This is a genomic window from Acidovorax sp. Root267, assembly GCF_001429215.1.
Taxonomy (GTDB): Bacteria; Pseudomonadota; Gammaproteobacteria; order Burkholderiales; family Burkholderiaceae_C; genus Acidovorax; species Acidovorax radicis.
This window is the reverse complement of the sequence record NZ_LMJC01000030.1, coordinates 317665-344438: the sequence shown is the minus strand read 5'-3', so window position 1 is coordinate 344438 and position 26774 is coordinate 317665. Positions and strand designations below refer to the sequence as shown.

The following is a 26774-nucleotide window of genomic DNA, read 5'->3' as shown; positions in this document are numbered from 1 at the left end:
GAGAACACCATGGACACCAAAGTCAAACCCAACATCGAGAACCTGCGCATCAACGGCGACCGCCTGTGGGCATCGCTGATGGAGTTGGCGCAGATCGGCGCCACGCCCAAGGGCGGCGTGTGCCGCCTCACACTCACTGATCTGGACAAGCAGGGCCGCGACCTCGTCACCCGCTGGGCGCGCGAGGCCGGCATGAGCGTCACCATCGACAAGATCGGCAATGGCTTCATGCGCCGCCCGGGGCGCAACAACAGCTTGCCACCCATCATGACCGGCAGCCACATCGACACCCAGCCCACCGGCGGCAAGTTCGACGGCAACTACGGCGTGCTGGCAGGCATTGAAGTGGTGCGCACGCTCAACGACCATGGCATCGAAACCGAGGCCCCCATCGAAGTCGCGTTCTGGACCAACGAAGAAGGCAGCCGCTTTGTGCCCGTGATGATGGGCTCGGGCGTGTTCGCCAAGGCCTTCACGCTGGAGCACGCCTACGCCGCCACCGACACCGAGGGCAAGACGGTGAAGGGCGAGCTGGAGCGCATCGGCTACATCGGCGACCAGGAGCCGGGCGACCACCCCATCGGCGCCTACTTCGAAACCCACATCGAACAAGGCCCCGTGCTGGAAGACAACGACAAGACCATCGGCGTGGTCAGCGGCGTGCTGGGCATCCGCTGGTTCGACTGCACTGTCACCGGCATGGAAGCCCACGCAGGCCCCACGCCCATGGCCCTGCGCAAGGACGCCCTGCTGGCCGCCACCCACATCATGCAGGACGTGGTGGCTGCCGCCCACCGCCATCCGCCGCATGGGCGCGGCACCGTGGGCATGGTGCAGGTCTTCCCCAACAGCCGCAACGTCATCCCCGGTCGGGTCAAGTTCAGCATCGACCTGCGCAACAGCACGGACGAACTCGTGGACCAGATGGCCGCAGAAGTGAAGGCGCGGGCTCACCAGGTGGCGCAGGAGCACGGCGTGCAGGTGCATATCGAGATGGTGTCCAGCTACCCGGCGCAGGTGTTCCACAGCGAATGCGTGGAGGCCGTGGCCCGCGCCACGGCCAAGCTGGGCTACAGCCACATGCCCGCCGTCTCGGGCGCGGGGCACGACGCCGTCTACATGGCCAAGCTCGCGCCCAGCGGCATGATCTTCATCCCCTGCAAGGACGGCATCAGCCACAACGAGATCGAAGACGCCAAGCCCGAACACATCACGGCGGGCTGCAACGTGCTGCTGCACGCGATGCTGGAGCGTGCAGGCACCTGATCGAGCGCGGCCGCACGGGGCTGCGCGCCCTTCGATTTAGACCATCACGCCCACAGGACATGGTCCTCGTTGTATCTTCTGGTTACTTTTAATTCCGTATTCCGAGAAGAGGACAGGCCATGAAACTCAAAACCCGCATCCTGTGGCTGTGTGCCGCCACCCTCCTGGGCCTGGTGGTGCTGTCGGCCGTGGCGCTGACTACGCTCTATCAATCGATGATGAAAGAGCGCACGGCGCAGCTCTCCAACCTGGTGGTGCTGGCCCATGCTGCCGCGCAAAAAGCGCACGAGCAGGAAAAGAGCGGCGCCCTGTCGCGCGAAGATGCCATCAAGGAAGCGACCCGCACCATTGGCAGTTTTGTGGACAAGGACAAATATTTCTTTGTCCGTGGTTTCACCAACGACGTGAACTACGTGCACCCCAACCCCAAACGCATCGGCATCGTCGATGAAAAGGGCGGCAAGGAAGCGGGCGTGCGTTACCGCGCAGCGCTGCAAGGTGTGACGGTGGGCACCGTGACTGCGCCAGGCACGCGCCCGGGTGCCAAGGAGCCGGTGGACAAGCTCTACGCCATCATCAAGTTCGAGCCCTGGGACTGGATCATCGGTTTTGGCGACTATGTGGACGACATCGAAAACGCCTTCTGGCGCAACACGGCGATCCTGCTGTCCATCGGCGCTGCGTTGATGCTGGTGATCGCGTTGATGGCCTGGCAGATGCTGCGCACGCTGGTGCACCAGCTCGGCGGCGAGCCCCAATACGCGGCCGATGTGGTGACGCAGATCGCTGAAGGCAACCTGGCCGTGGATGTGCAGACATTGCCCGGCGACACCACCAGCATCCTGCACGCTATCCGCGCCATGCGTGACAACCTTTCGCACCTCGTGACCCAGGTGCGCGACAGCACCGACTCCATCACCACGGCCTCGTCCGAAATTGCAGCGGGCAACGGCGACCTGTCGGCCCGCACCGAATCGCAGGCCAGCGCACTGCAGGAGACGGCGGCCTCGATGGAGCAGCTCACCTCCACCGTGCAGCAGAACGCAGCCAACGCCAAGCGTGCCGACGAGCTGGCGCGTGCGGCGTCGGACATGGCCGTGCGCGGGGGCGATGTGGTGCAGCAGGTGGTGGGCACCATGGGCTCCATCGACCAGTCATCGCGCAAGATCGTGGACATCATCAGCGTCATCGACGGCATCGCGTTTCAGACCAACATCCTGGCGCTCAATGCTGCGGTGGAAGCTGCCCGCGCGGGCGAACAGGGCCGGGGTTTTGCCGTGGTGGCCAGCGAAGTGCGCAGCCTGGCGCAGCGCAGCGCAGCCGCTGCCAAGGAGATCAAGGGCCTGATCGACGACTCCGTGGCCAAGGTGGGTGTGGGCACACAACTCGTGGAGCAGGCCGGCGCCACCATGAGCGAGGTGGTGGCGGGGGTGAAAAGCGTGACCACCATGGTGGCCGAGATCAGCGCTGCCAGCGGCGAGCAAAGCGCGGGCATTGCCCAGGTGAACCAGGCCATCTCGCAGATGGACCAAAGCACGCAACAGAACGCGGCGCTGGTCGAAGAAGCCCTGGCCGCCGCGCAGTCGCTCAGCCAGCAGGCGGTGACGCTGTCGCAGACGGTGGGGCAGTTCCGGGTGGCGTGAGTAAGTAAGCACCCCCTGAGTCGCTTCGCGCCTTCCCCCTCTCTGGCATTGCTGCGCAATGCGGAGGGGGACGCCCCCGGTGCGGCGGGGCGGCCCTTGCACGGGGGCTCTGGTCTGGGCAGCGCCAGTTTTAGCCGCTAAGCCCGTTGCCGACCTTCACCTTGCTGCGCTGTTCGCTGGGCTTCAATGCGCCTGTCAGCCCCAGGAAGTGGTCCAGCATGTGGAAGTGGTCTTCAAAGAATTCCTCTTCCATCGCCGCCAGCTGGTCGATGGGGGTCCACTGCACCTGCAGCGCGTCGTCGTCGGCCTGCACGGTGGGGAATGGTGCGTCGCCCAGATCAAAGTAATGCGCGTGGGTCAGCGTGCGTCCACGCTGGCTGCGGTCGGGGTGGTCGAACACGGCCACGGACTGCAGCGCGGCGCGCATGGTGGCCTCGGGCAGGTGGCAATGGGTTTCTTCCACCAGCTCGCGCAGGCACGACTGCCACACGGTCTCGCGCTGTTCGATGAAGCCGCCGGGCACGGCCAGCTGGCCTTTGCCGGGGGCGTGGGCGCGGCGGATCAGCAGCACGTGGTCGCGGCAGCGCAGCACGGCGTCCACCGTCACGAATACCGGTGGATAGGGCGCGGCGGCCCAGGCCTGGCGGTAGCCGCGCAGCATCTGCCACTCCTGCTGCAGCGCCGGGTAGTGCGGGGTCTGCGCAAACTGGATCAGCGTGGCCAGGGTGCTGGCGGGCATCTGGTCGGCCAGGGAGGCGAGGGCGGATGGCACGGTGTCGGGGTTGGCGCCAAACCACGCGTCGCGGATGGCCGTGGCGTCAATCGGCCCCTGGCGCTCCACATGGATCAGTTCCCAGCCGGGGAAGGCGCTCAGGTAGCCGCTGGTGGCGTCCTTGAAGTGGCCCACCAGCCCGATGCGCGCACCCGGTGTGGTCAAACGCGCCACGCCTGCGTGCACAGCCTGCACCCACACGGCCTCGTTGTAGTAGTCGCGCATGGGCAGCACGACCACGCGGCTGCGGTCGGCCTCGGGCAGCGCCCCCAGCAGCATGGCTTCGCGCTCTTGCCAGGTGAAGGGGTTCTTGGGCGAGCGCGCCTGCCAGGCCGAGCCCACCACCACGATGACCTTCTGCGCGCTGTCGAGTGCACGCTGCAGCAGCGCAATGTGGCCGTTGTGCACGGGTTCAAAACGCCCGATGTAGATAGCGGTATCGACCATGTGTCTCCAGTCGTTGTCAGGTTCTAAGAGCGGCTCACAAAACTCCCCTGGCGTCGTTGTTCCGTCTTGTCGTACCGCTTGTACTGCCTGCGACGGAACGCCTGGCCAGGGCCGCTGCGCTGAGTTTTGTTAGCCGCTCTAAGCATTTTTGGCTGCTAGCGCTTATCCATAAAGCGCTAGCAGCTATCTTTTTGGTAGTAATTTTACCGTGGAGCCGTTTCACACATACCGCGCTGCAATCGGCATCTGCCGCCCGCTGCCAAAGGCCCGGGCCCGCACGCGCACGATGGGCGGGGCCTGGCGGCGTTTGTATTCGTTGCGCGCCACCATCATGCGCACGCGTTGCACCAGGGCGCGGCCCGCGTCGTCGGTTTGCAGCTGGGCCACAAAATTCTGGGCCGCCGCGTGCTCCGCAGCAGAAAGGCGGTCGCCTTCGATGAGCAGCTTGAGCACTTCGTCGAGCACGGGGTAGGGCGGCAGGCTGTCCAGATCGCGCTGGCCGGGGGCCAGTTCGGCAGAGGGTTCCTTGTCGATGATGGCCTGTGGAATCAGCACGCGCCCGGCGTATTCGTTGACGTGGCGCGAGAGGGCAAACACCTCCGTCTTGTAGAGGTCGCCAATCAGGCCCAGCCCGCCGTTGGTGTCGCCATACAGCGTGCAGTAGCCCACCGAGATTTCCGACTTGTTGCCGGTGGTGAGCAGCAGGTGGCCGAAGGCGTTGGAATATTCCATCAGCACCGTGCCGCGAATGCGCGCCTGAAGATTTTCGAGCGGAAGGCCTTGCAGCGGTTTGCCCAAGCTGGTTTCAAACTGCTGCGCGTAGCCCGTTACCAATTCGGCAATCGGGTGCGTGAACAGCTGCACCCCCAGGTTGTGGCACAGCGCCACCGAGTCATCGACCGAGCCGCTGCTGGAGTAGCGCGAGGGCATGGTGATGCCCACCACGTTGTCCGCACCCAGCGCCTCTACAGCAAGCGCCAGCGTGAGCGCGCTGTCGATGCCGCCCGAGCTACCCACCACCACTTGCGCAAAGCCGCAGCGCCGCGCGTAGTCGCGCAGGCCCAGCACGATCTGTTGGCGGTAGAAGTCCATGGTGGGCAGGCCCTGTGCGGGCACGGGGGCGGGGCGTGCGCCTTCCGCGCTCAGAAAATGCCCGTTGTCGAACTGGAGGGTGCGCACGTCTTCCACAAACCGCTGCGCTTCAAAGACGACACCCGCCTCGGGCTCGGCGGCAAACGATGCCCCGTCGTACACAACCTGGTCGTGCCCGCCAATCTGGTTCACATACAGGATGGGCAGGCCGTGGCGGCGTGCGGCGTCGCCAAAAATCTGGTGGCGCTGCTCGCGTTTGCCCGTGTGGCTGGGGCTGGCGTTGATGCTCACCACCAGGTCGGGCGCGGCATCGCGCATGCGCTCGAAGGGGTTGGTGGCGTAGTCGGCGCCGTGGTCGTTCCAGCCGTCTTCGCAGATCAGCAGGCCCACCTGCGCGTTGCCCACACGCAGCACCTTGGCCACGTCCGGGCCGGGCTCGAAGTGGCGGCGCTCGTCAAAGATGTTGTACGTGGGCAGCAGCTGCTTGGCGTACTGCAGGCGCACAGCCCCGCCTTGCAGCACCAGCAGGCTGTTGTGCAAGCGCTTGCCGGGGCCGCGCGCGGGTGTGGGTGCGCCCACCACCCAGTGCAGTTGCGGAAGCTCGGCGGAGGCTTGCTGCAGCATGGCCAGGCCAGCCTCGATGCGTTGCTGAAAGCCGGTTTCCTCCAGCAGGTCGCCGGGGTAGTAGCCGCACAGCGACAGCTCGCTGAACACGACGAGGTCGGCCTGTTCGCGCGCCGCCTGCTGCCCGGCGGCTACCATGCGGGCCACGTTGCCTTCGATGTCACCGACGGTGAAGTTGAGTTGGGCCAGGGTGATGCGGAGCATGGTGTCAGTCCTTCACGTTGAACACCTGACGCAGATAGGCCAGGTAGGTTTCATCGTCGCACAGCGTCTTGCCGGGCGTGTCCGACAGCTTGGCCACGGGCTGCCCGTTGGCGCGCACCAGTTTCATCACGATGTTCAGCGGCTTGTGGTCCGCGCCCATGTCGTTGGTGAGGTTCGTGCCGATGCCAAACCCGAGCTGCGTGCGGTCGCCAAAGTGGCGGTACAGCATCAGGGCGCGTTCCAGGTCGAGGCCATCGGAGAACACCAGCCGCTTGGTGTGCGCGTCGATGCGCAGGCGGGTGTAGTGCGCGAGGGCCTTTTCGCCCCAGGCCACCGGGTCGCCTGAGTCGTGCCGCAGGCCGTCGAACAGCTTGGCGAAGTACAGGTCGAAGTCGGCCAGAAAGGCGTCCATGCCCACGGTGTCGGTCAGCGCAATGCCCAGGTCGCCCCGGTACTCCTGCACCCAGTCTTCGAGCGCGGCCTTTTGAAAGTCGCGCAGCCGCACGCCCAGCGCCTGGTAGGTCTGCAGGTATTCGTGCGCCATGGTGCCGATGGGCACCAGGCCCAGGTCGCGCGCCAGCAGCACGTTGCTGGTGCCCTTGAACCACTGCGGTGTTTGTGTGGCAAAGGTCTGCACCACCTCGCGCTGCCAGGCGCCGCTGTAGCGGCGGCGCAGGCCAAAGTCGAACAGCTCGAACGGGTGGCGCAGCGTGGCCTGTTGCGCCAGTGCCTGCAGCTGCAACACCTTGGCGGCCAGCCGTGCGCGGCCGCTGGCGAGGGCCTGGGCCGCGTCAAAACGGCGGAAGTACAGCTCGTTGACGATGGCCAGCACAAAGATCTCGAAGCCCATCACATGCACCTGCGGGCCACGCGCCACGATGTGCAGTTGCTCGCCGTCGGCCCAGGCGCTGATGAAGCTGCGCTGGAACTGGAAGATGCGCAGAAAGTCCACGAAGTCGCTCTTGATGTAGCGCAGTCCGCCCACGTAGGCCAGCTCGCCCTGCGTAAAGCGCAGGGTGCACAGGTGGTCCAGCGCGGCGTTCACCTCGGGCAGCAGCTCGGCCAGCGGGTAGGCAGGGGTGTTGCGGCATACAAAGCGATATTCGCTTTGGGTTTGCGGGTGGCGGTGCAGCAGCGCCTGCCACATCGTGAACTTGTAGAGGTCGGTGTCGAGCAGGCTGGTGATGACGGGGTTCATGGTGTTGCTCCAAAATTGGTAGCTAATAGCGCTTTATGGATAAGCGCTAGAGCCTGATTTCATTCATATTAGCGAGCTGTGCACTGGCTGTGCGCATGGCGTCCAGAAACGCCCGGTGTTGCGCCTCGAAGCCGCCCACGGGGCTCATGCCATCGGTCAGCAGCACGATGCGGCTGGCTTGCCAGCCGGGCAACAGGCGGGGCAGGTGCCGCACGATGTGTTCGGTGGTCGAGCGCACGCAGTGGCTGCTGGCCTCGCCCGCAATCAGCAGCACATCGGCCTGGCCCAGCGACTGCAGCAGGGCGGTGTTCAGCGCGGTGCTTTCGTCGTCCGCGTCGGGCACCTCGGCCTCGATGGCGCTGTAGTGTTCCGTCCAGGGGTTGGTGCCCTTGAACACATTGCGCACCGCGCGCTGGCGCCGGAGCTGCCAGACCCCAAAGGCGGCCAGCACATCGGCGTGTATGCCATGGCCCCAGCTGCCCACCTCGCAGTGCACGGGCCACACCATCAGCGTGTAGCGGCCCTGGGCTTCGAGTGCGTCCAGGTACTGCAGGGTGCGGGGCAGGGCAGCGGGGTTGCGCGGCGTGAAGTCGCCTGCGCGCACCTGGACAGCGGTGATGGGGGTGAAGGGTGCGACTTCGGCGCCCGTGTCGGTTTGCCAGAAGCCGGGATGGGCAATGTCAAAACGCTGGTGCGAATCGAGCGTGACGGTGATGGTGTCCAACTGGTCGCCCTGGCTGCCGATGAACTGCGCCAGGCGCTGCATATCGGCATGGGCACCGGCCACGGGCAGGGCGGGCGTGGTGCGCTGGCCGGTCAGCACATCGGTGGGTTGCCAGGCTACAGGCAGGTCGCAGAAATCGTTTTGGGGGTCGATCACCAGAAGCTGGACGTTGCGGGCCATGGTCTTCTCCTTTGTTGGTGACGCCAGTGTAATCTTGTTAGTAAAAAAAATGAACTAACTAAGTTGCAAAAGCATGTTTCTGCTTTAGAAGAGATTGTTGGTTGATATCCTGTTCGGTCATCCTTGTGACAAACTCAGCCCCATGATCGAAACCAGCACCCCAGCCGTGATCTGTACCGTGGACGTGGTCTTGCTCACCCTGCAGCAGGACGTGCTGCAGGTCGCGCTGCAGCGGCGCGAGCGGCCTCCGTTTGCGGGAGCGCTGGCGTTGCCGGGGGGCTATATCCACGCCCAGGAAGATGCCGATGCCCAGGCCAGCGCCGCCCGTGTGCTGCGCGAGAAAGCCGGTTTGCAAAGCCCCTATCTGGAGCAGTTGGCCACGTTCTCGGGCCCGGTGCGCGACCCACGTGGGTGGTCGATGGCCGTGGCCTACTGCGCCCTTGTACCGCCCGAGTTGCTGGCATCGGCGCCCCTCACACTGGTGCCGGTGGCCGAGCTGCCCGCGCTGCCGTTCGACCACCGCGCCATGGTCGACGCCGCCGTGGCTCGCGTGCGCAGCAAAAGCCAGTATTCGTCCATGCCCGTGCACCTGTGTGCCGAGCCGTTCACCCTGCCACAGCTGCAGTCCGTGTATGAAGCCGTGCTGGGCGAGCCCATCAACAAGGTGAGCTTTCGCCGCAAGGTGGACGAACTGGCCATGCTGGAGGCAGTGCCCGGAGCGCTGCAGACCGGCGGCGCCCACCGGCCCGCGCAGCTGTACCGGGTGCGCCCAGCCTACCAGCGCAACCTTTCGCTGAGCGCGCGGGGCCTGTAGCTGTTGGCACAGCACACAAACTATTGGACCGCTGCCTGGAAATCTGGCACAAACGCAAACTTTGTGTCCCACGAATGATGGGTGCGCGCCAGGCGGGCCGGGGTGGCCGCAGCTGCACCGCCAACAACAAGCCAGCCCGACGCTGGCGCCTGAGGGAAGTCCATGTCTTTGCGGCTCAAATTCAACCTGGTGCTGGCGGCGGTGCTGCTGGTGGCAGCGGCGGGTGCGGGGATCTACGTGCACCGCTTTTTGCAGCAGTCCGCCATCGAGGAGGTGCAGCACAACTCGCAGATCATGATGCACGCGGCCATGGCGATCCGGGACTACACCACCGAACTCGTCAAGCCGCACCTGGACGTGACGCTGGCCGAGAAATTCCTGCCGCAGACCGTGCCTGCCTACGCCGCGACCGAGACGCTGCGCCGCCTGCAGAGCCGCTTTCCGGGCTACGAGTACAAGGAAGCGGTGCTCAACCCTACCAACCTGCGCGACCGCGCCAGCGAGTGGGAGGAGCGCATCATCAGCGACTTCCGCGAAGGCCGGGCCGATCTCAAGAAGGAGGCGACCGGCGAAGTGGGCGAGGGCATGCACCGCGCCATGTATGTGGCCCGCCCCATCACCATCAAGCAGGCCCAGTGCATGGCCTGCCACAGCACACCGGCCGTGGCGCCGCCCACCATGCTCAAGGTCTATGGCGACAAGAACGGCTTTGGCTGGGGCATGAAAGAGACGGTGGGCATCCAGGTGGTGAAGGTGCCGATGTACTTCCCGCTGGAGAAGGCGCGTCAGACCTTCAACACGGTGATGGCGGCGCTGGTGGGCAGCTTTGTGCTGCTGTTCGTCGGGCTCAACCTGTCGCTGTCGTCGCTGGTGATCGAGCCCATGGCGCGGCTCAACCGCAAGCTGGAAGACCTGGCCACCAAGGACTTCCTGACGGACCTGGTCAACCGCCGCCGCTTCTTTGAAAGGCTGGAGACCGAGATGGCCGACACCCGCATCAAGAAGGGCAGTCTGTCGGTGGTGATGTTTGACATCGACTTTTTCAAACGCATCAACGATACCTTTGGGCATGACTCGGGGGATGTGGTGCTCAAGAGCACGGCGCTGCGCGTGCGCGAACTGCTGCGGTCGTCCGACTGCGCTGCGCGTTTCGGGGGCGAGGAGTTCATCATCTTGCTCAAGGAAACCCCGGTGGACGCCGCCATGGCGATGGCCGAGGCGGTGCGCGCACGCATTGCAGGCGTTCCTTTCGACGCGGTGGGCCATGTCAGCGCCAGTTTTGGCGTGGCCACCTGGGACCACAAGGAAGACAGCCACGCCCTGATCAAGCGCGCGGACACGGCCTTGTACGTGGCCAAGTCCAGCGGCCGCAATTGCGTGGTGCAGGCCAAGGAAGCGGCGTGAAGGGACGCAATCCCCTGCGGCGCTGCACGCGTCGGGGCGAGGGTCAAGCCGGGGTGGCCTTGGCGTCCTCGTAGTCTGCCCGGTAGCTCGCCGCCAGCGCGGTTTTCTGCTTCTCCGTCAGCAGCTTCCCTGCCATCTGGAAGAAGCGGTGTTCCTCTTCCTTCAGGTGGTGCTCCACCTTTTCGGCCAGCTTCTTGGCCAGTGGCAACCAGGCGGGGCTCGATGGTTCGGTCTCTTCCAAAGATTCCACCAGTTCGTCGATCTGGTGGTGCTCTGAAATGGCGTGGCGCGACAGGTCAATGCCCGCGTCGTGTGCCATCAGCGGCACATAAAAATGGCGGTCTTCGGCCATGGCATGGGCCGCCAGCTCGGTCTTGAGTTCGTCAAACAGCTCGCGCCGCTCGGGGGTGTCTCCGCTGGTGTCGGTGAGCGCGGTGTACAGCGCGCGTTGGCGCTCGTGGCTTTCGCGCAAGGCTTCAAAGATGTTGGTGGTGTCGGTCATGGTGGGGTGTGTGGCGAATTTTTAGGCGGTTGCAAAGGTGCGGTGAACTACTTGAGCACCTTGCGCGCGGCACCCACGCCAATGGCTGCCAGCACGACAAACACCACGGCAATCACCAGGAACAGCACAAAAAGCACCTTGGCGATGCCCGCCGCGCCGGCGGCGACACCACTGAAACCCAGGGCTCCGGCCACGAGGGAGATCAGGGCAAAAATGATGGCGCACTTCAACATGGTGGTCGCTCCTTGCGGTGGATGTTCAGGCAGCGCGGGGCTGCGAAAGGGTGTGCAGGAACGATACCGACGGGACGTCGCCGCCGCCGTCAGTGTGGGCGGGCTGCGGGTGTAGGAGGGGGCCGCCCGCAGGGGCCGGCGTGGCGCGCCAAAAAGAAAAGCCGCAACGCGGAGCGTTGCGGCTTGGGCCTTGTGACTGCACAGCTAATCTTTTGGTCTCCGCTCACATTGCTGCGCAATATGAGCTTCGCCCACGTACGGCAAGCCGCGCGAACCGCGCGGAGGGCTTACAGCCCTGCTGCTGCACGCAGTGCAGCAGCCTTGTCCGTACCTTGGTCTCCGTTCACATCGCTTCCGCGATATGAACTGCGCCCGAAGACCGAAAACCGCGCTATCGCGCGGCGGGCTTTACAGCCCGGCGGCAGCACGCAGTGCCGCCGCTTTATCGGTCTTCTCCCAGCTGAACTCGGGCTCTTCGCGGCCGAAGTGGCCGTAGGCCGCCGTCTTTTCGTAGATGGGGCGCAGCAGGTCCAGCATCTGGATGATGCCCTTGGGGCGCAGGTCGAACTGTTCCTTCACCAGCGCGGCAATGCGCTCATCGGAGATCACCCCCGTGCCTTCGGTGTACACCGTGATGTTCATCGGTTCGGCCACGCCGATGGCGTAGGCCACCTGGATCTGGCACTGGCGCGCCAGGCCCGCGGCCACGATGTTCTTGGCCACGTAGCGGGCGGCGTAGGCGGCCGAGCGGTCCACCTTTGTTGGGTCCTTGCCGCTGAAGGCACCGCCGCCGTGCGGGCAGGCGCCGCCGTAGGTGTCCACGATGATCTTGCGGCCGGTGAGGCCACAGTCGCCCTGGGGGCCGCCGATGACGAAGCGGCCGGTGGGGTTGATCAGGTAGCGCGTGTTCTGCAGCCATTCCTTGGGCAGCACGGGCTTGATGATCTCTTCGATGATGGCTTCGGTGAACGAGGCCTTCATCTTGGTTTGCGTTTCGCTCTGGTCGGGATGGTGCTGGGTCGACAGCACCACGGTGTCGATGCTGTGGGGCTTGCCATCCACATAGCGCATCGTCACTTGCGACTTGGCGTCGGGGCGCAGGAAGGGCAGGCGGCCGTCCTTGCGCAGCTGGGCCTGGCGCTCGACCAGGCGGTGCGCGTAGTAGATGGGCGCGGGCATCAGCTCGGGCGTCTCGTCGCAGGCGTAGCCGAACATCAGGCCCTGGTCGCCGGCGCCGGTGTTCAGGTGGTCGTCGGACGCGTGGTCCACGCCCTGGGCGATGTCGTTGGACTGCTTGTCGTACGCCACGAGCACGGCGCAGCCCTTGTAGTCGATGCCGTAGTCGGTGTTGTCGTAGCCGATGCGCTTGATGGTGTCGCGCGCCACCTGGATGTAGTCCACATGCGCGTTGGTGGTGATCTCGCCCGCCAGCACCACGAGGCCGGTGTTGGTCAGCGTTTCGGCGGCGACGCGGCTGCGGGGGTCCTGCTTGAAGATGGCATCGAGAATCGCGTCCGAGATCTGGTCGGCCACCTTGTCGGGGTGGCCTTCGGAGACGGATTCCGAGGTAAAGAGAAAGTCGTTCGCCATTTGAATAAACTCCTGTGTTCCGGCATTTGGGGCGTTGCCCTCACCCCGAAGGAGCTTTGGCGAACGCTTTAGCAGATTTTTTTAACGTCGCCCTGCAAGTTGCTCATTTAACTCAGCGACCCCGCTATTTTAATGCCAGTCGTCTTTCGATTCTTTTCCGTATTTCCGCTGTGGTTGCTGCACATCATGGGTGCGGCGATGGGCTGGGTGGCTTTTTGTGCGTCGCCCACGTACCGGCGCCGGTTTCTGGCCAACTCGACGTTGGCCGGTTATTCGTTCAGCGCCGTGCGTGCAGCCGTGGCCCATGCCGGCCGCATGGTGGCCGAGCTGCCGCGCCTGTGGCTGGGCGCACCAATGCCCTGCCGCATCGAAGGCGAGGCCTGTGTGGAGCAGGCCTACGCAGCCGGGCGCGGCATTCTGTACCTCACGCCGCACCAGGGTTGTTTCGAGTTGTCGGCACAGGCCGCCGCCCGGCGCTGGAGCGCCGAGCGCGGCCCCATCACCGTGCTGTACCGCCCCGCCCGTCAGGCCTGGCTGGCCAAGGTGATGGAGACCGCGCGCAACCGCCCCGGCATGCTGGCCGTGCCCACCACGCTGGCGGGTGTGCGGCAGATGATCAAGGCCCTGCGCCGGGGCGAGGCCGTCGGCCTGCTGCCGGACCAGGTCCCGCCGGATGGGCAGGGCCAATGGGCGCCGTTTTTTGGCCGCGATGCCTACACCATGACCCTGGCCGTGCGGCTGGCGCAGCAGACGGGTGCCGCCGTGGTGCTGGTGCGCTGCGAGCGCCTGCCCTGGGGACGGGGTTTTGTCACCCATTTCGAGCCGCTGGCGCAACCGCTGTCGGACCAGTTGGACGTTGCCGTTGTGCAGATTAACCAGGCCATGGAACACCTCATTCGCCAATGCCCTGAGCAATACCTTTGGGGCTACGCCCGCTACAAGCAGCCCCGTGCCGAGGCCGCGAACCCGGCAGGGGTGGCCGCATGATGGGGCGGCTGGGGGTGTGGTTCATGCGGGTGCTGGCGCGCCTGCCGCTGCCGGTGCTGCGCGGCATGGGCTGGCTGATCGGGCGCATCCTGTTCGTGCTGGCCGGGCCGCGCCGCCGCGTGGCGCTGCGCAATCTGGCCTTGTGTTACCCCGAAGCCACCGAGCCCCAGCGCCGCGCCTGGGCGCAAGAGACTTTTGTCGTGTTCTGCCAATCCTGGTTGGACCGCAGCTGGCTGTGGTTTGCGCCACGGGATGTGGTGCTGGACCGGGTCAAGCTCACCGGCGCGTTGCAGGAGCTGGAGGGCGACACCCCCACCATCATCTTCGCGCCCCACTTCTACGGCATGGATGCAGGGGGCTCGGCGCTCACGCTGCACACGCCGCGCGCGTTCACCTCGATCTTCTCCACCCACCCCGACCCGGCCGTGGACGCGTGGTTCCGCGAGGGGCGCCAGCGCTTTGGCGATGTGCGCATGCTCAACCGCAACGACGGGGTCAAACCCATCATTGCCAACCTGCGCAAGGGAGGCCTGCTGTACCTGTTGCCGGACATGGACTTTGGCCGCAACGACTCGCTTTTCGTGCCGTTCTACGGCGTGCAGGCCGCCACCGTACCGTCGCTCTCGCGGTTTGCACGCCTGGGGCGGGCCAAGGTGATCGCCATGGTCACGCGCCTCACGCCCACGGGGTACTGCGCCGAGATCTCGCCCGTCTGGGCCGGTTACCCCACGGACGACGCCGAGGCCGATACCGCCTTGATGAACACGCGGCTGCAAAGCTACATCGACGTGTCGCCCGGCCAGTACTACTGGGTGCACAAGCGCTTCAAGACACGGCCCGAGGGCGAGCCGTCTTTTTACGCCTAAAAATTTAAATCAAATGGGCTACTGGCGCTTACCCATCAAGCGCTGGTAGCTATTGTTTTGATTGCAAAAAGCGCTGTAGCTCCATGGCCACGCGCTCGGGGTGCTCGTGCACGATCCAGTGCGAGGCCTTCTCCACCTGGCGCAATTGCAGCTGCGGCACCCAGCTCGGCAGGCCGTCGAGCAGGCCGGGCAGCAGCGCCGGGTCGTCCATGCCCCACAGCACCAGCGTGGGCAGTGTCACCGTCAGCATCGATTCGGGCAGGGTGATGGCCTGGGCGCCCGGGTCATTCCCATCTTCTGTCTGTCGCGGCGGGCGCAGGGGGCTGGCGCGGTAGTAATTGCAGGCGCCGGTCAGGCCCTGCTGCCAGACGGCGCGGTACTGGGCGCGCACGCTGTCGGTCAGCCACGCGGGGGCGCTGCCGTCCGGGGCGTTGAAAAAAGCAAACAGGCGGCGGAAGTCGTCTTCGGCCAGCAGTGCCTCGGCATCCGGCCTGCACAAAAAATGCATGTACTGGCTGCCCGCCTGCTGGGCGGGGTTGTGCTGCAGTTCGCGCAAGAAGGCGCCGGGATGCGGGGAGTTGATGATGGCCAGCCGTTTCATCAATTGCGGCTGCTGGTTGGCCAGGTTCCAGGCCACGGCGCCGCCCCAGTCGTGCGCCACCAGGCATTCCAGTGCGCCGCCAGGGCATTCGCGGGCAATCAGCGCCACCAGGTCCTGCACCAGGTGTTTGGCGCGGTAGGCGTCCACCTCGGCCGGGCTGCTGGAGGGGCCAAAACCGCGCAGATAGGGTGCCACGCAACGGTAGCCGCCGTTTTCCGGCCGGGAAAAATGCAGCAGCAGCTCGTCCCAGATGAAGGCACCCTCGGGGAACCCGTGCAAAAAAAGCAGCACCGGGCGGCCTGCCACGCCGCTCACGCGGCAGTGGAGGGTGGTTCCGTGGGGCAGGGGGGTCGACAGGGTCTGGATCATGGCGCTATGCATTTAATAGCTAATAGCGCTTGATGGGTAAGCGCTAGGGCCTAATTTGACTGAATATCCTCAGAATCATCGAGCGGTGGGGGCTCATCCGTGGGGGCCGGGTCTGCATCGATCGGCCCTTGCGCCGGGTGCGCCCACTGCCACAGCAGCTGTGCCACCTCGTCCACGCCTTGTTTCTTGAGGGCCGAGAACATCATCACCTCTCCGCCGGCCGCGTTCAGTCGCGTAATCGACAGGATCTTGGCTTGCTCCGAGCGTGTGAGCTTGTCCGCCTTGGTCAGCACGATGAGGAATTTCAGGCCTTCTTCGACCCGTGGGCGCAGCACTTCAAGCAGGGCCTCGTCCAGCTCGGTCAACCCGAGCCGGGGGTCACACAGCAAGACGATGCCGGTGAGCCCGGGGCGGCTGACCAGATAATTGACCATCACCTGCTGCCAGCGCACCTTGTCGGACCGCGACACCTTCGCGTAGCCGTAGCCCGGCAGATCAGCCAGGACCGCATCGGTCACGCCGTGTTTGCCCAGAGAAAAAAGGTTGATGTGCTGCGTGCGCCCTGGCCTTTTGGAGGCAAAGGCGAGCTGCTTTTGCTGCGTGAGGGTGTTGATGCAGGTGGATTTGCCCGCGTTGGAACGGCCCACAAAAGCGATCTCGGGCACGTGGATGGGCGGCAGGTGGTGCAGCTGCGCGGCCGTGGTCAGGAACCTGGCCGTGTGCATCCAGCCCATGGCGATCTTGGCGTCGGGAGCGGGCGGAAGGGAGCCAGCAACTGGCGCGGTAGAGGTGGTCGTCATGGGGAATTGGGCTACGAGGAAGCCTCATTGTAGAATCGCGAGGTTTTGCGCACATAAACACAGACCCTCGATATGAAGTTGCTCGCCTCTTTGCTGACGGCTGCCGCACTGGCAGCACCTGTTTTTTCGGCCTATGCGGCGGGCGATGCCCCCAAAGCGGCCAAGCCGGATCTCGTCAAGGGCGAGGCCAGCTACACCGCAGTGTGTGCCGCCTGCCACGGCGCCGATGGCAACTCGGCCATTGCGGCCAACCCCAAGCTGTCGCAGCAACACCCCGAATACCTGGTCAAGCAGCTGCAGGAATTCAAGTCCGGCAAGCGCAACAACGCCGTCATGAAGGGTTTTGCCACCGCGCTGTCGGATGACGACATGAAGAACATTGCGTACTGGGTGGCTTCCAAGTCTGCCAAACCCGGTTTCGCCAAGGACAAGGACCTTGTCTCCCTGGGCGAGCGCATTTACCGCGGCGGCATTGCCGACCGCCAGATCGCTGCCTGCGCTGGCTGCCACAGCCCCAATGGTGCGGGCATTCCCGCCCAGTACCCCCGCCTGTCGGGCCAGCACGCCGACTACACGGTGGCCCAGCTCAACACCTTCCGCGATGGCTCGCGTGCCAACAGCATCCAGATGACGCAAGTGGCCGCCAAGCTGAACGACAAGGAAATCAAGGCCGTGGCGGACTACATTGCCGGTCTGCGCTGATTGATTTGATTTTCGTCAATCTTGTGGTCCCTCTGGTCGGGCCGCACGGAACCTACCGCCAATAACAATCCCAAAAAGGGCGGGCCCATCGCACAGATGGTCCCGCCCTTTTCCTTTCCCTCTTTCGCGCGTCTTCGCCTCTCCTTCTTCCATCCATGTCCGACCTCACCCAAGGCCTTCGCATCCAGTCTGGCTCCCGGGCCTGGCGCGCCGGGATCGAGCTGCTGTCCTCCATGCGGTTCGCCATCTCGCTGCTGACGGTGATCTGCATTGCCTCGGTGATCGGCACGGTGCTCAAGCAGCACGAGCCTGCGGTCAACTACGTCAACCAGTTCGGCCCCTTCTGGGCCGAGCTGTTTGGCGCCATCCAGCTCAATGCGGTGTACAGCGCCTGGTGGTTCCTGCTCATCCTGGCATTCCTGGTGATCAGCACCTCGCTGTGCATCGCCCGCAACACGCCCAAGATCCTCATCGACCTCAAGGTCTACAAGGAGAACATCCGCGAACAAAGCCTCAAGGCGTTTCACCACAAGGCAGAGGCTGAACTCAGCGGTTCCGCAGAAGCCGAAGCGCGCCGCATCGGTGCGCTGATGGCCGGCGGTGGCTGGAAGGTGCGCCTGCAGCAGCGCGATACGGCCGCAGGCCCCGGCACGGGCTGGATGGTGGCGGCCAAGGCGGGTGCTGCCAACAAGCTTGGCTACATCGCCGCGCACAGCGCCATCGTGCTGGTGTGTGTGGGCGGTCTGCTGGACGGCGACCTCATCGTGCGCGCACAGATGCTGCTGGGTGGCAAAACCCCTTACCAAGGCGGTGGGCTGATTGCCGACGTGAAGCCCGAGCACCGGCTGTCCGAACGCAACCCTACCTTCCGGGGCAACCTGCTGGTGGCTGAAGGCACGCAGTCGAGCACAGCCATCCTGAACCAGTCCGATGGCGTCCTGCTGCAGGACCTGCCGTTTGCCATCGAACTCAAGAAGTTCATCGTGGAGCATTACTCCACCGGCATGCCCAAGCTGTTCGCCAGCGAGATCGTGATCCACGACAAGGCCACGGGCGAGAAGATTCCGGCGCGTGTGGAGGTGAACCACCCGGCCAGCTACAAAGGCATCGAGATCTACCAGTCGAGCTTTGACGACGGTGGCTCGCACCTCAAGCTGCGTGGCGTGCCCATGGTGGCCGGAGCCAAGCCTATTGAGGTGGAAGGGGTGGTGGGCAACTCCACCCAGCTGACCAACAACGGGGGCGCTCCGGGCAGCGGCACGCTGACGCTGGAATTCACGGCGTTGCGCACCATCAATGTCGAGAACTTCGGGGGCGCAGGCCCTGGCGGCAGCGGTGCGGATGTGCGCAAGGTGGACCTGCGCGAGTCGGTGGAGTCCCGCCTGGGCGCTGCCAACAAGACCGTCACCAAAAAAGAGCTGCGCAACGTGGGCCCCAGCGTGAGCTACAAGCTGCGGGACGCTGCGGGCCAGGCGCGCGAGTTTCACAACTACATGCTGCCCGTGGACACGGGCGACGGCGTGCCGGTGTTTCTGCTGGGTGTGCGCGAAACCCCTGCGGAGCCGTTCCGGTACCTGCGGGTGCCGGCCGATGACAAGGGCAGCATGGACGGTTTCATGCGCATGAAAGCGGTGTTGGCCGATCCCGAAGCGCGCGAACAGGCGGTGCGCCGCTATGTGGCACAGGCCATCGATGCCTCGCGCACCGACCTGGCCGAGCAGCTGCAGCAATCGGCGTCGCGGGCCTTGGCGCTGTTCGCGGGCCGGGGCATGGTGGATGGCAAACCCACCGGGGGCTTGCAGGCGGTGTCGGACTTTATGGAGGCCAATGTGCCCGAAGCCGAGCGCGCGCGGGCGGGCGAGGTGCTGGTGCGCATTCTGAACGGCACGCTGTTCGAGGTGGCGCAGCTTTCGCGCCAGCGTGCCGGCCTGCCGCCGCTGCCACAAGACGACCAGACCCAGGGTTTCATGACCCAGGCGGTCCTTTCTCTGTCCGACGCGCAGATCTACCCCGCGCCGCTGGCGTTTGAACTCAAGGACTTCACCCAGGTGCAGGCCAGCGTCTTCCAGGTGGCCCGAGCCCCTGGCAAGAATGTTGTCTATCTGGGTTGTGCCTTGCTGATCCTGGGCGTTTTTGCCATGCTCTACGTGCGCGAACGGCGGGTCTGGGTCTGGGTGGCGCCACAGGGTGGTCGCACCCACGCCACCATGGCCTTGTCCACCAATCGCAAGACCATGGACGGCGACCAGGAGTTTGTCCAGCTTGCACAGAAACTGATCGGGGCATCGCCCCGCGAAGGCACCGCATGAACACCGCGACTTCTTCCTCCACGGCCACCACAATCACCCTGAATGAGGGCTTTTTTGCCCGCCGCAACTGGTTCGACTGGCTGTTTGCCGCCATCGTGGCAGTGGGGGGCTTGTATGCCCTGCAGCGCTACGGCAGCTACATGGATGGGTACGAAAAAGGCATCCTGCTGGGGGCCATTCCGTGCACGATCTGGCTGGGCTGGTTCTGGCGCCCGCTGCGCGCGTTGATGCTGATCGTGGCGGCCGTGGCCCTGTTGGCCATCGGCCTGTACCAGAACGATGGTGCGGGCAGCCTGGCGCGGGCCGACACGGTATTCGGCCTCAAGTACTTCCTGTCCAGCCAGTCCGCCATCCTGTGGATGAGCATGCTGTTCTTCATGAGCACCATCTTCTACTGGGTCGGCATGTTCTCGCGCGGAGAGGGCAAGACCATGAGCATGCTGGGCTCCCGCATTGCGTGGGTGGCTGTGGCCATGGCGCTCATCGGCACGCTGGTGCGCTGGTACGAGAGTTATCTCATCGGCCCGGACATCGGCCACATCCCGGTGAGCAACCTGTATGAAGTGTTCGTGCTGTTCTGCTGGATGACGGCGGCGTTCTACCTGTACTACGAACAGCAGTACGACACGCGGGCGCTGGGCGGCTTTGTGATGCTGGTGGTCAGTGCGGCGGTGGGCTTTCTGCTCTGGTACACCGTGGTGCGCGAAGCGCATGAGATCCAGCCCCTGGTGCCGGCCCTGAAGAGCTGGTGGATGAAGCTGCATGTGCCGGCCAACTTCATCGGCTACGGTACGTTCGCGCTGGCTGCGATGGTGGCCTTTGCCTATCTGATCAAGCAGCAGGCCACCGAGACCCGCTGGTACAAGCTGGCGCCGCTGTGGCTGCTGGGCGTGGTGCTGTGTTTCGAGCCCATCGTGTTCCGCCAGGGGGCCACCGAGAACGGTGGCAGCTACTGGATGGTGTACTTCGGCATCTCCGCGCTCATCGTCGCGGGTATTTTGCTGGGCCGCAAGCGTATCGCGGCGCGCCTGCCGTCGTTCGAGATCCTCGACGACGTGATGTACAAGTCCATCGCCGTGGGCTTTGCCTTCTTCACCATCGCCACCGTGCTGGGCGCCCTGTGGGCGGCCGAGGCGTGGGGCGGCTACTGGAGCTGGGACCCGAAGGAGACTTGGGCGCTGATCGTCTGGCTCAACTACGCCGCCTGGCTGCACATGCGCCTCATGAAGGGCCTGCGTGGCACCGTGTCCGCCTGGTGGGCGCTGGTGGGCCTGGCGGTGACCACGTTCGCGTTTCTGGGTGTGAACATGTTCCTGAGCGGCTTGCACAGCTACGGCACGTTGTGATGCAGTGACGGGGATGCCGGGCATAGGGGGCAGGGCAACAACTATTGCGTCTTCGGTGTAACCTGAGCGGTCCAGGGAACGAACTAACAGTTGTCCTGCTCTACCGCCGCAGCTGTTTCAACCAGACCATGACCGGAGCCTCCCATGCTGATTCCATCGCGCGATTCGGGTTTTAACCACCCCCACTCCTCCGAAATCACGCCCCGCACGGTCTACGAAGACCGGCGCCAGATGCTCCGGCTGATGGCAGGCGGTGCGGCGGGTGCCGCGCTTGCCACGTGGGCGGGCCGCGAGGCGCTGGCCCAGCAGGCGCAGGTGGTACGGCCCAACAAGCTCGCCGCGCTGGCGGGCGCCAAGTCCACCGTGGCCGGGGCGGTATCGATGGAGAAGCTCACCGACTACAAGGACGCGAGCACCTACAACAACTTCTATGAGTTCGGCACCGACAAGGCCGACCCTGCACGTAACGCCCATACCCTCAAGACCACCCCCTGGACGGTGGAGGTTGAGGGCCTTGTCAAGAAACCGGGCAAGTACGGCATCGAAGACCTGATCAAGCTCAGCGCACAGGAAGAGCGCATCTACCGCCTGCGCTGCGTGGAGGGCTGGTCTATGGTCATCCCCTGGGTGGGCTACTCGCTGGCAGAACTCATCAAACGTGTGGAGCCACAAGGCAGCGCCAAGTATGTGGAATTTGTGACGCTGGCGGACAAGGCGACGATGCCTTTTGTGGGCTCTCGTGTGCTCGACTGGCCCTATGTGGAGGGTCTGCGCATGGACGAGGCGATGAATCCCCTCACGCTGCTCGCCTTTGGCATGTATGGCGAGGTGCTGCCCAACCAGAACGGCGCGCCCGTGCGCCTGGTGGTGCCGTGGAAGTACGGTTTCAAGAGCGCCAAGAGCATTGTCAAGATCCGCTTTGTCGAGAAGGAGCCTGGCACGGCCTGGAACAAGGCGGCCAAGCAGGAATACGGTTTCTACTCGAACGTGAACCCCGAGGTGGACCACCCCCGCTGGAGCCAGGCCACCGAGCGGCGCATCGGCGAAGACGGCCTGTTCGCGAAAAAGCGCAAGACGCTGATGTTCAACGGCTACGAAGCCCAGGTGGGCCAGCTCTACGCGGGCATGGACCTCAAAAAGTTCTACTGATCGCCGTACGCCCTTTTTGCCCTTTTTTCTTCCGCTCGGGCTGTCGTTCTGGTGGCAGAAGAGGGCACGGATCGCCATGCGCAAACTTCTGCTCCATCCCGCCGCCAAGCCTGTGGTCTTTGTGCTGTGCCTGTTCCCGCTGGTGTGGCTGGTCTACGCCACGGCGGCCAACGAACTGGGCGCCAACCCGGCCGAAGCGCTGATCCGCGCCACCGGCGATTGGACACTGCGTGCCCTGTGCCTGGTACTGGCCATCACGCCACTGCGCGTGATCACCTCCACACCCCAGCTGGCGCGCTTTCGGCGCATGCTGGGTTTGTTCGTGTTCTTCTACGGCCTGCTGCACCTGCTGAGCTACGCATGGTTCGACATGGGCTTTGACGTGCCGGACATCGTGCGCGACATCGTCAAGCGGCCGTTCATCCTGGTGGGGTCTTTGGCGCTGCTGCTGCTCACGCTGCTTGCCGCTACATCGTTCAACCGCGCCATCAAAGCACTGGGCGGGAAGCGCTGGCAGGCATTGCATCGCAGCGTGTACGCAGTGGCGGGGCTGGCCATCCTGCACTTCTTTTGGATGCGTGCTGGCAAGAATGACTTTGGCGAGGTGGCGGTGTATGCGCTGGTTCTTGCAGCCCTGCTGGGCTGGCGGTTATGGCACCGCATGCGCATGCGCAAGCGGCAGGCGGTGCCGGGCGCAGCGGGTGCAAAGGTGTCGGGCGCGCGCGCACGGTAGTCTCTGTGTGGGGTATGCTCCAAAAATAATAGCTAATAGCGCTTGATGGACAAGCGCTAGAGGTGAGTTTCATTCGAATTTATGGTGCCTGCGGTTATCGCTCAGGTCCCGGGCGCGTCTGCCGGGTTACGGGGTCGATGTAGCCGGTGGGAATCTGGTAGGCCCGATCGTCGAACAGGTCGATGCCACACATGAGGTTCTCGATCCAGGTGAAGAAATCACTGATCGCCTGCTTGCCCATGATGGGTGCGCCATGCTGCGGCACCAGCATGGAAATATCCAGTTGCCGCACCATGCGGACCCACAGCCGCAGGATCTTGTTGGAGACCATATAGCGGCGGTGAAACCCCTCCATGCGCGGGATGTGGGCCTTGAGCTCGGTCACCGGCACGCGCGCCTCGGCGCCCGACATCATGGACACGCCCAGGTCACCGGTGAAGAGGATGCGGCTCACCGGGTCATAGAAGTGGAAGTTGCCCTCGGAATGCATGAAATGCGCGGGCAACAGCACCAGTTCATGGCGGCCCAGCGGCAAGTGACCGCCACTGTCGGGCACGCCGATGACGCGGTTCTCCGTCTTGCCCACCTTCGTGAAATGGGGGGCAAAACGTTCCCAGACGCGCGAGATCACCAGGTCGGCCTTGGTGCTCGTCATCCAGCGGTCCAGCGAGGCAATGATGTCTGGATCGGCGTGTGAGGCGATGAGGTACGAAAGCTTGTGTGGTGGGAAATGTTTGGTCATTCCCATGAACAGCTCGTTGAAAGCCAGGTTGCCACCGGGGTCGATGATGGCGCCGGTATCGTCGTCCACGATCAAGAACTGATTGGCCTGAACGGCCTGGCCGTCCTCCTCGATGAGGTCGGTGAACATCAGGCAAGCGTGGTTCTTGTCGCGGTAGAGTTCGAGGGCCATGGCCATCCTGCGGTGCAATAAAGCACGAACTGTACGATTGACCCTGCGAGGCCTCCTTGATAGAAATCAAGTGCCCTGGCTATTGGCCGCCGGAGTGGGCGCCCCGGTCCGTCTGCAGCGTTTTAGCGCGGCGCAGATGCTGCGTTTGAGGGGGCCTCGGCAGGGGCGGAGGTTCCGACGTTGGGGGTCAGTGTCTGGGGCAGCGTGGCACGCTGCGCGGCCGCCGGGCCACTGGGCAAATGCAGAGGGCCCCGTTGACCGCAACCTGCAAGGGCTGCCGCACTGGCAGCAAGGACAAGCGTCCTGACTAGAATTTGGGAAGCTTTCAACATGCGCAAATTGTAATGACCGACCTCGAATTCATGGACCACGCCGAAAAACTGCTCCTCGCCGTCGAGCGCAGCTGCGATCGCATCAACGATGCGACGGATGCCGATGTGGACGCCCAGCGTTCCGGGGGCATGGTGACACTGACGTTTCCCAACCGGTCCCAGATCGTTATCAATCTGCAAAAGCCGCTGCACGAGGTCTGGATGGCAGCCCGGTCCGGTGGATACCACTACCGTTTTGATGGACAGGCCTGGCAGGACACGAAAGGTGCCGGAGAGTTCTTTGATTGCCTGAGCCGCGACGCAGCCCGGCAAGCGGGATTGCCGCTGGAGTTTTCGGCCTGAACCTCTGCCCGGGTGGCACAAGTATCTTAGAGCCTGTTTACGATCTCGCCCGATTTCGCTCCAACCCTTCGGGCAGAGGTCTGGGTGGGCGGTCTGCGGCGTTGCGGCGCTTGTGGATAGCCGGGCTATCCACAAGCGCCGCGCCTAGCATCCCATCCCGCCAGGACCGCTGCGCGACCCCCGCGAGATCGTAAATAGGCTCTTGGACGGTTTGCAGAACGCGCGGTCCTGTCAGTTGCGGAAGAGATCCAGGATGCGGTTTCGCTCTTCCGTCGGGGGTGGCGCGTGCGGCGCGACTGCAGGCGATGCCGAGCGGTCATCCAGGCCCACACTTGGAATACCGCTGTTGCGTGCATATTCCTCGTAAAACCATTCCCCGCCCACATTCACCACGCCAGCAGGCACCGTGGGCTCCATGACGGGCACGCCCCTGAGCGCGCGCTCCATGAAGCTGATCCACACCGGCAGACTGAGACCGCCACCTGTTTCGCGGCTCCCCAGGTTGCGTGGGGTGTCGTAGCCAATCCAGGTCACCGCAGCGATTGTGGGCTGATAGCCAGCAAACCATGCGTCCACAGAGTCGTTGGTGGTCCCCGTCTTTCCGTAGAGATCTGGCCGTTTCAGCGTGGCTTGAGCCCGCGCGGCGGTGCCCGACCGGGTCACCTCCTGCAAAAGGCTGTTCATGACGAAGGCATTGCGGGCATCAATTGCACGCGGTTGCTCGGAGGTGACTGGCGGAGTGGTCTCGGAGATGACGCGGCCCTTGTGGTCGGTGACCTTGGCGATCAACCAGGGGTTCACGCGATACCCGCCGTTGGCAAACACGGAGTAAGCCGTGGCCATCTGGAGGGGGGTGACGGAGCCAGCACCCAGGGCCATCGTGAGGTAGGCAGGGTGCTTCTCCGCATCGAAGCCAAAGCGGGATACCCACTCCTGTGCTGTCTTGGGCCCCACGGCTTGCAAGATGCGAATCGAGATCATGTTCTTGGACTTGGCGAGACCTGTGCGCATGCTCATCGGGCCGTCGTACTTTCCATCGTAGTTCTTGGGTTCCCATGGCTGGCCACCCGTCACACCTGCATCAAAGAACAGAGGGGCATCGTTGATGACCGTGGCGGGCGTGAACCCCTTCTCCAGTGCTGCGGAGTAGATGAAAGGCTTGAAGCTCGACCCGGGCTGGCGCCATGCCTGGGCGGCGTGGTTGAACTTGTTTTTGTCGAAGTCAAAGCCGCCCACCAGGGCCCGGATGGCTCCGCTGCGCGGGTCCAATGCCACCAGGGCGCCTTCCACTTCGGGGAGCTGCGTAATTTCCCAGGCGTTCTTGGGTGTCTTCACCACCCGGATCACGGCGCCGCGGCGGATCTTGATATTGGGTGGAGCCTTGTCACTCAGGCCAGATTGCGCGGGCTTCAGGCCGTCGCCGGTGATTTCGAGCGTATCGCCACTGGCGCGGGCTGCCACGATCTTGCGGGGCGAGGCCTCCAGGACGACGGCGGAGAGGACATCGCCGTTGTCCGGGTGATTGGCCAGCGCGTCATCAATGGCGTCTTCGACTTCCTGGGCGGCAGTCGGCAAAACCACAAACTTCTCTGGGCCGCGGTATTGCTGGCGGCGCTCGTAGTCCATGATGCCCCGGCGCAGCGCCCCATACGCAGCCTCTTGCTCTGCCGCATTGAGGGTCGTGTAGACGTTGAGTCCGCGTGTGTAGGCCTCGTTGCCATACTGCGTGAAGATCAACTGGCGCGCCATCTCGGCAACATACTCTGCGTGAATTCGGGTGTTGTCCGGGCCGGAGCGAATTTTGAGTTCTTCCTTTTTGGCGCCTGTGGCCTGCTCGGCGGTGATGAAACCGTTTTCTTCCATGCGCTCAATGATGTAGAGCTGCCGGGACCGCGCCCGTTTCGGGTTGCTGATAGGGTTGTATGCGGACGGTGCTTTGGGAAGGCCCGCCAACATGGCCGCTTCAGCCACCGACACAGATTTCAGGGGTTTGCCAAAATACGCTTCTGACGCTGCCGCAAAGCCATATGCACGGTTGCCCAAGTAAATCTGATTCATGTAAATCTCAAGAATCTGATCTTTGGTCAGTAAATGCTCCAGCTTGAATGTCAGTAAGATTTCGTAAATTTTGCGTGTAAATGTTTTCTCTGAGGAGAGGTAAACATTGCGCGCTACCTGCATTGTGATAGTGGAGGCGCCCTGGCTCTTTACACGGCCGAGGTTGGCCAAACCCGCTCGAATAACCCCTTTGTAGTCAACCCCACCGTGCTGAAAGAAGCGGGCATCCTCAATGGCCAATACCGCGTCTTTCATGACTTGAGGAATTTCTCCGATGGGGGTGAGATTGCGACGCTCCTCGCCGAATTCGCCCAGCAGAGCGCCTTCGGCAGAGTAGACGCGCAACGGCAGCTTGGGCCGGTAGTCCGCGAGATCAGAGACATCTGGCAGGTTCGGATAAGCCACGGCCAATGCCACAGCGATGGTCAATGCCACCCCTAACGCGGCTGCGGTTGCCAGTCCTGCCATCCAGAGGGCGGCGCGTACAAGCCAGCGGAGCCACGTGGCGCGCGCAGGAGCGGAGGAGGAGTCCGGCTTGTCAGAGGACTTTGATGAAGAGGGCGGCATATCGCTC

General features: G+C 64.1%; 24 protein-coding genes. 12 read left to right on the top strand and 12 right to left on the bottom strand.

Annotation, left to right across the window (positions count from 1 at the left end; genetic code table 11):
- Positions 1-9: 9 nt before the first annotated feature.
- Positions 10-1266 carry a Zn-dependent hydrolase gene (locus ASE39_RS20230; protein ID WP_057228978.1) on the top strand — a complete coding sequence of 419 codons (1257 nt, stop codon included), beginning with the start codon at positions 10-12 and terminating at the stop codon, positions 1264-1266.
- 119 nt (positions 1267-1385) lie between these two features.
- Positions 1386-2909 (top strand): methyl-accepting chemotaxis protein, encoded by a 1524-nt coding sequence (locus tag ASE39_RS20225; protein WP_010462178.1) that lies wholly within the window; start codon positions 1386-1388, stop codon positions 2907-2909.
- 130 nt (positions 2910-3039) lie between these two features.
- On the opposite strand, the gene ASE39_RS20220 is transcribed toward ASE39_RS20225, so the two are convergent.
- The 4 genes from ASE39_RS20220 to ASE39_RS20205 all read right to left on the bottom strand — a co-directional run bounded on the left by ASE39_RS20220 (position 3040) and on the right by ASE39_RS20205 (position 8150).
- On the bottom strand, positions 3040-4128 hold the full coding sequence (locus ASE39_RS20220; protein WP_057272299.1) for a bifunctional nicotinamide-nucleotide adenylyltransferase/Nudix hydroxylase: 1089 nt from the start codon (positions 4126-4128) through the stop codon (positions 3040-3042).
- Between the two features lie 219 nt (positions 4129-4347).
- Positions 4348-6048, bottom strand: coding sequence for an NAD+ synthase (locus ASE39_RS20215; protein ID WP_057228972.1), 1701 nt, complete (start codon positions 6046-6048; stop codon positions 4348-4350).
- A 4-nt stretch (positions 6049-6052) separates the two neighbouring features.
- Entirely contained in the window at positions 6053-7246 is a 1194-nt protein-coding gene (gene pncB / locus ASE39_RS20210) for a nicotinate phosphoribosyltransferase (protein WP_010462171.1), read from the bottom strand.
- A 46-nt stretch (positions 7247-7292) separates the two neighbouring features.
- Entirely contained in the window at positions 7293-8150 is an 858-nt protein-coding gene (locus ASE39_RS20205; protein WP_057228970.1) for a hypothetical protein, read from the bottom strand.
- A 142-nt stretch (positions 8151-8292) separates the two neighbouring features.
- On the opposite strand from ASE39_RS20205, the gene ASE39_RS20200 reads away from it, so the two are divergent.
- Entirely contained in the window at positions 8293-8964 is a 672-nt protein-coding gene (locus ASE39_RS20200) for an NUDIX domain-containing protein (protein ID WP_057272298.1), read from the top strand.
- Between the two features lie 162 nt (positions 8965-9126).
- Positions 9127-10368 carry a diguanylate cyclase gene (locus ASE39_RS20195; protein ID WP_057272297.1) on the top strand — a complete coding sequence of 414 codons (1242 nt, stop codon included), beginning with the start codon at positions 9127-9129 and terminating at the stop codon, positions 10366-10368.
- 43 nt (positions 10369-10411) lie between these two features.
- Here the strand turns inward: ASE39_RS20195 and ASE39_RS20190 are convergent, their stop codons facing one another.
- From ASE39_RS20190 to metK, 3 genes are all read right to left on the bottom strand, one after another.
- Positions 10412-10870 (bottom strand): hemerythrin domain-containing protein, encoded by a 459-nt coding sequence (locus tag ASE39_RS20190; protein ID WP_057272296.1) that lies wholly within the window; start codon positions 10868-10870, stop codon positions 10412-10414.
- Positions 10871-10917: 47 nt separating this feature from the next.
- Positions 10918-11103, bottom strand: a complete 186-nt coding sequence (locus ASE39_RS20185; protein WP_057272295.1) for a DUF1328 domain-containing protein — start codon at positions 11101-11103, stop codon at positions 10918-10920.
- A gap of 408 nt (positions 11104-11511) precedes the next feature.
- Positions 11512-12693, bottom strand: coding sequence for a methionine adenosyltransferase (gene metK / locus ASE39_RS20180; RefSeq protein ID WP_010462160.1), 1182 nt, complete (start codon positions 12691-12693; stop codon positions 11512-11514).
- Positions 12694-12825: 132 nt separating this feature from the next.
- Here metK and ASE39_RS20175 point away from each other — a divergent pair, with 132 nt between their 5' ends.
- Positions 12826-13680: a lysophospholipid acyltransferase family protein gene (locus tag ASE39_RS20175; protein WP_057228961.1), complete on the top strand. Its 855-nt coding sequence runs from the start codon at positions 12826-12828 to the stop codon at positions 13678-13680.
- Complete coding sequence (locus tag ASE39_RS20170) at positions 13677-14546, top strand: lipid A biosynthesis acyltransferase (RefSeq protein WP_057272294.1); 870 nt, start codon at positions 13677-13679, stop codon at positions 14544-14546. The genes ASE39_RS20175 and ASE39_RS20170 overlap by 4 nt, the downstream gene beginning before the upstream one ends.
- A 49-nt stretch (positions 14547-14595) precedes the next feature.
- On the opposite strand, the gene ASE39_RS20165 is transcribed toward ASE39_RS20170, so the two are convergent.
- Together ASE39_RS20165 and yihA are read right to left on the bottom strand one after the other, a co-directional pair.
- The gene (locus ASE39_RS20165; RefSeq protein ID WP_057272293.1) at positions 14596-15516 is read right to left on the bottom strand and encodes an alpha/beta hydrolase; all 921 of its coding nucleotides are present in this window, start codon (positions 15514-15516) and stop codon (positions 14596-14598) included.
- A gap of 50 nt (positions 15517-15566) precedes the next feature.
- The gene (gene yihA / locus ASE39_RS20160) at positions 15567-16316 is read right to left on the bottom strand and encodes a ribosome biogenesis GTP-binding protein YihA/YsxC (RefSeq protein ID WP_082606973.1); all 750 of its coding nucleotides are present in this window, start codon (positions 16314-16316) and stop codon (positions 15567-15569) included.
- Positions 16317-16388: 72 nt separating this feature from the next.
- Here yihA and ASE39_RS20155 point away from each other — a divergent pair, with 72 nt between their 5' ends.
- The 5 genes from ASE39_RS20155 to ASE39_RS20135 all read left to right on the top strand — a co-directional run bounded on the left by ASE39_RS20155 (position 16389) and on the right by ASE39_RS20135 (position 22555).
- Positions 16389-17018 (top strand): c-type cytochrome, encoded by a 630-nt coding sequence (locus tag ASE39_RS20155; RefSeq protein ID WP_010462150.1) that lies wholly within the window; start codon positions 16389-16391, stop codon positions 17016-17018.
- A gap of 155 nt (positions 17019-17173) precedes the next feature.
- Positions 17174-19327, top strand: coding sequence for a cytochrome c biogenesis protein ResB (locus ASE39_RS20150; RefSeq protein ID WP_057272292.1), 2154 nt, complete (start codon positions 17174-17176; stop codon positions 19325-19327).
- Entirely contained in the window at positions 19324-20673 is a 1350-nt protein-coding gene (gene ccsB, locus ASE39_RS20145) for a c-type cytochrome biogenesis protein CcsB (RefSeq protein WP_057272291.1), read from the top strand. The genes ASE39_RS20150 and ccsB overlap by 4 nt, the downstream gene beginning before the upstream one ends.
- Before the next feature lie 144 nt (positions 20674-20817).
- Entirely contained in the window at positions 20818-21822 is a 1005-nt protein-coding gene (msrP, locus tag ASE39_RS20140) for a protein-methionine-sulfoxide reductase catalytic subunit MsrP (protein ID WP_057228948.1), read from the top strand.
- A gap of 76 nt (positions 21823-21898) precedes the next feature.
- The gene (locus ASE39_RS20135) at positions 21899-22555 is read left to right on the top strand and encodes a protein-methionine-sulfoxide reductase heme-binding subunit MsrQ (protein WP_057272336.1); all 657 of its coding nucleotides are present in this window, start codon (positions 21899-21901) and stop codon (positions 22553-22555) included.
- 94 nt (positions 22556-22649) lie between these two features.
- Here the strand turns inward: ASE39_RS20135 and ASE39_RS20130 are convergent, their stop codons facing one another.
- Both ASE39_RS20130 and ASE39_RS26075 read right to left on the bottom strand, forming a co-directional pair.
- Positions 22650-23468, bottom strand: coding sequence for an MBL fold metallo-hydrolase (locus tag ASE39_RS20130; protein ID WP_057229645.1), 819 nt, complete (start codon positions 23466-23468; stop codon positions 22650-22652).
- Between the two features lie 122 nt (positions 23469-23590).
- A complete protein-coding gene (locus ASE39_RS26075) occupies positions 23591-23800 on the bottom strand; it encodes a lipoprotein (protein WP_082615523.1) in 210 nt (69 codons plus the stop codon).
- Positions 23801-23812: 12 nt separating this feature from the next.
- Here ASE39_RS26075 and cyaY point away from each other — a divergent pair, with 12 nt between their 5' ends.
- Complete coding sequence (cyaY, locus tag ASE39_RS20125) at positions 23813-24142, top strand: iron donor protein CyaY (protein ID WP_010462142.1); 330 nt, start codon at positions 23813-23815, stop codon at positions 24140-24142.
- A 231-nt stretch (positions 24143-24373) separates the two neighbouring features.
- Here cyaY and ASE39_RS20120 read toward each other — a convergent pair whose 3' ends face one another.
- Entirely contained in the window at positions 24374-26767 is a 2394-nt protein-coding gene (locus ASE39_RS20120; RefSeq protein ID WP_057272290.1) for a penicillin-binding protein 1A, read from the bottom strand.
- Positions 26768-26774 lie beyond the last annotated feature (7 nt).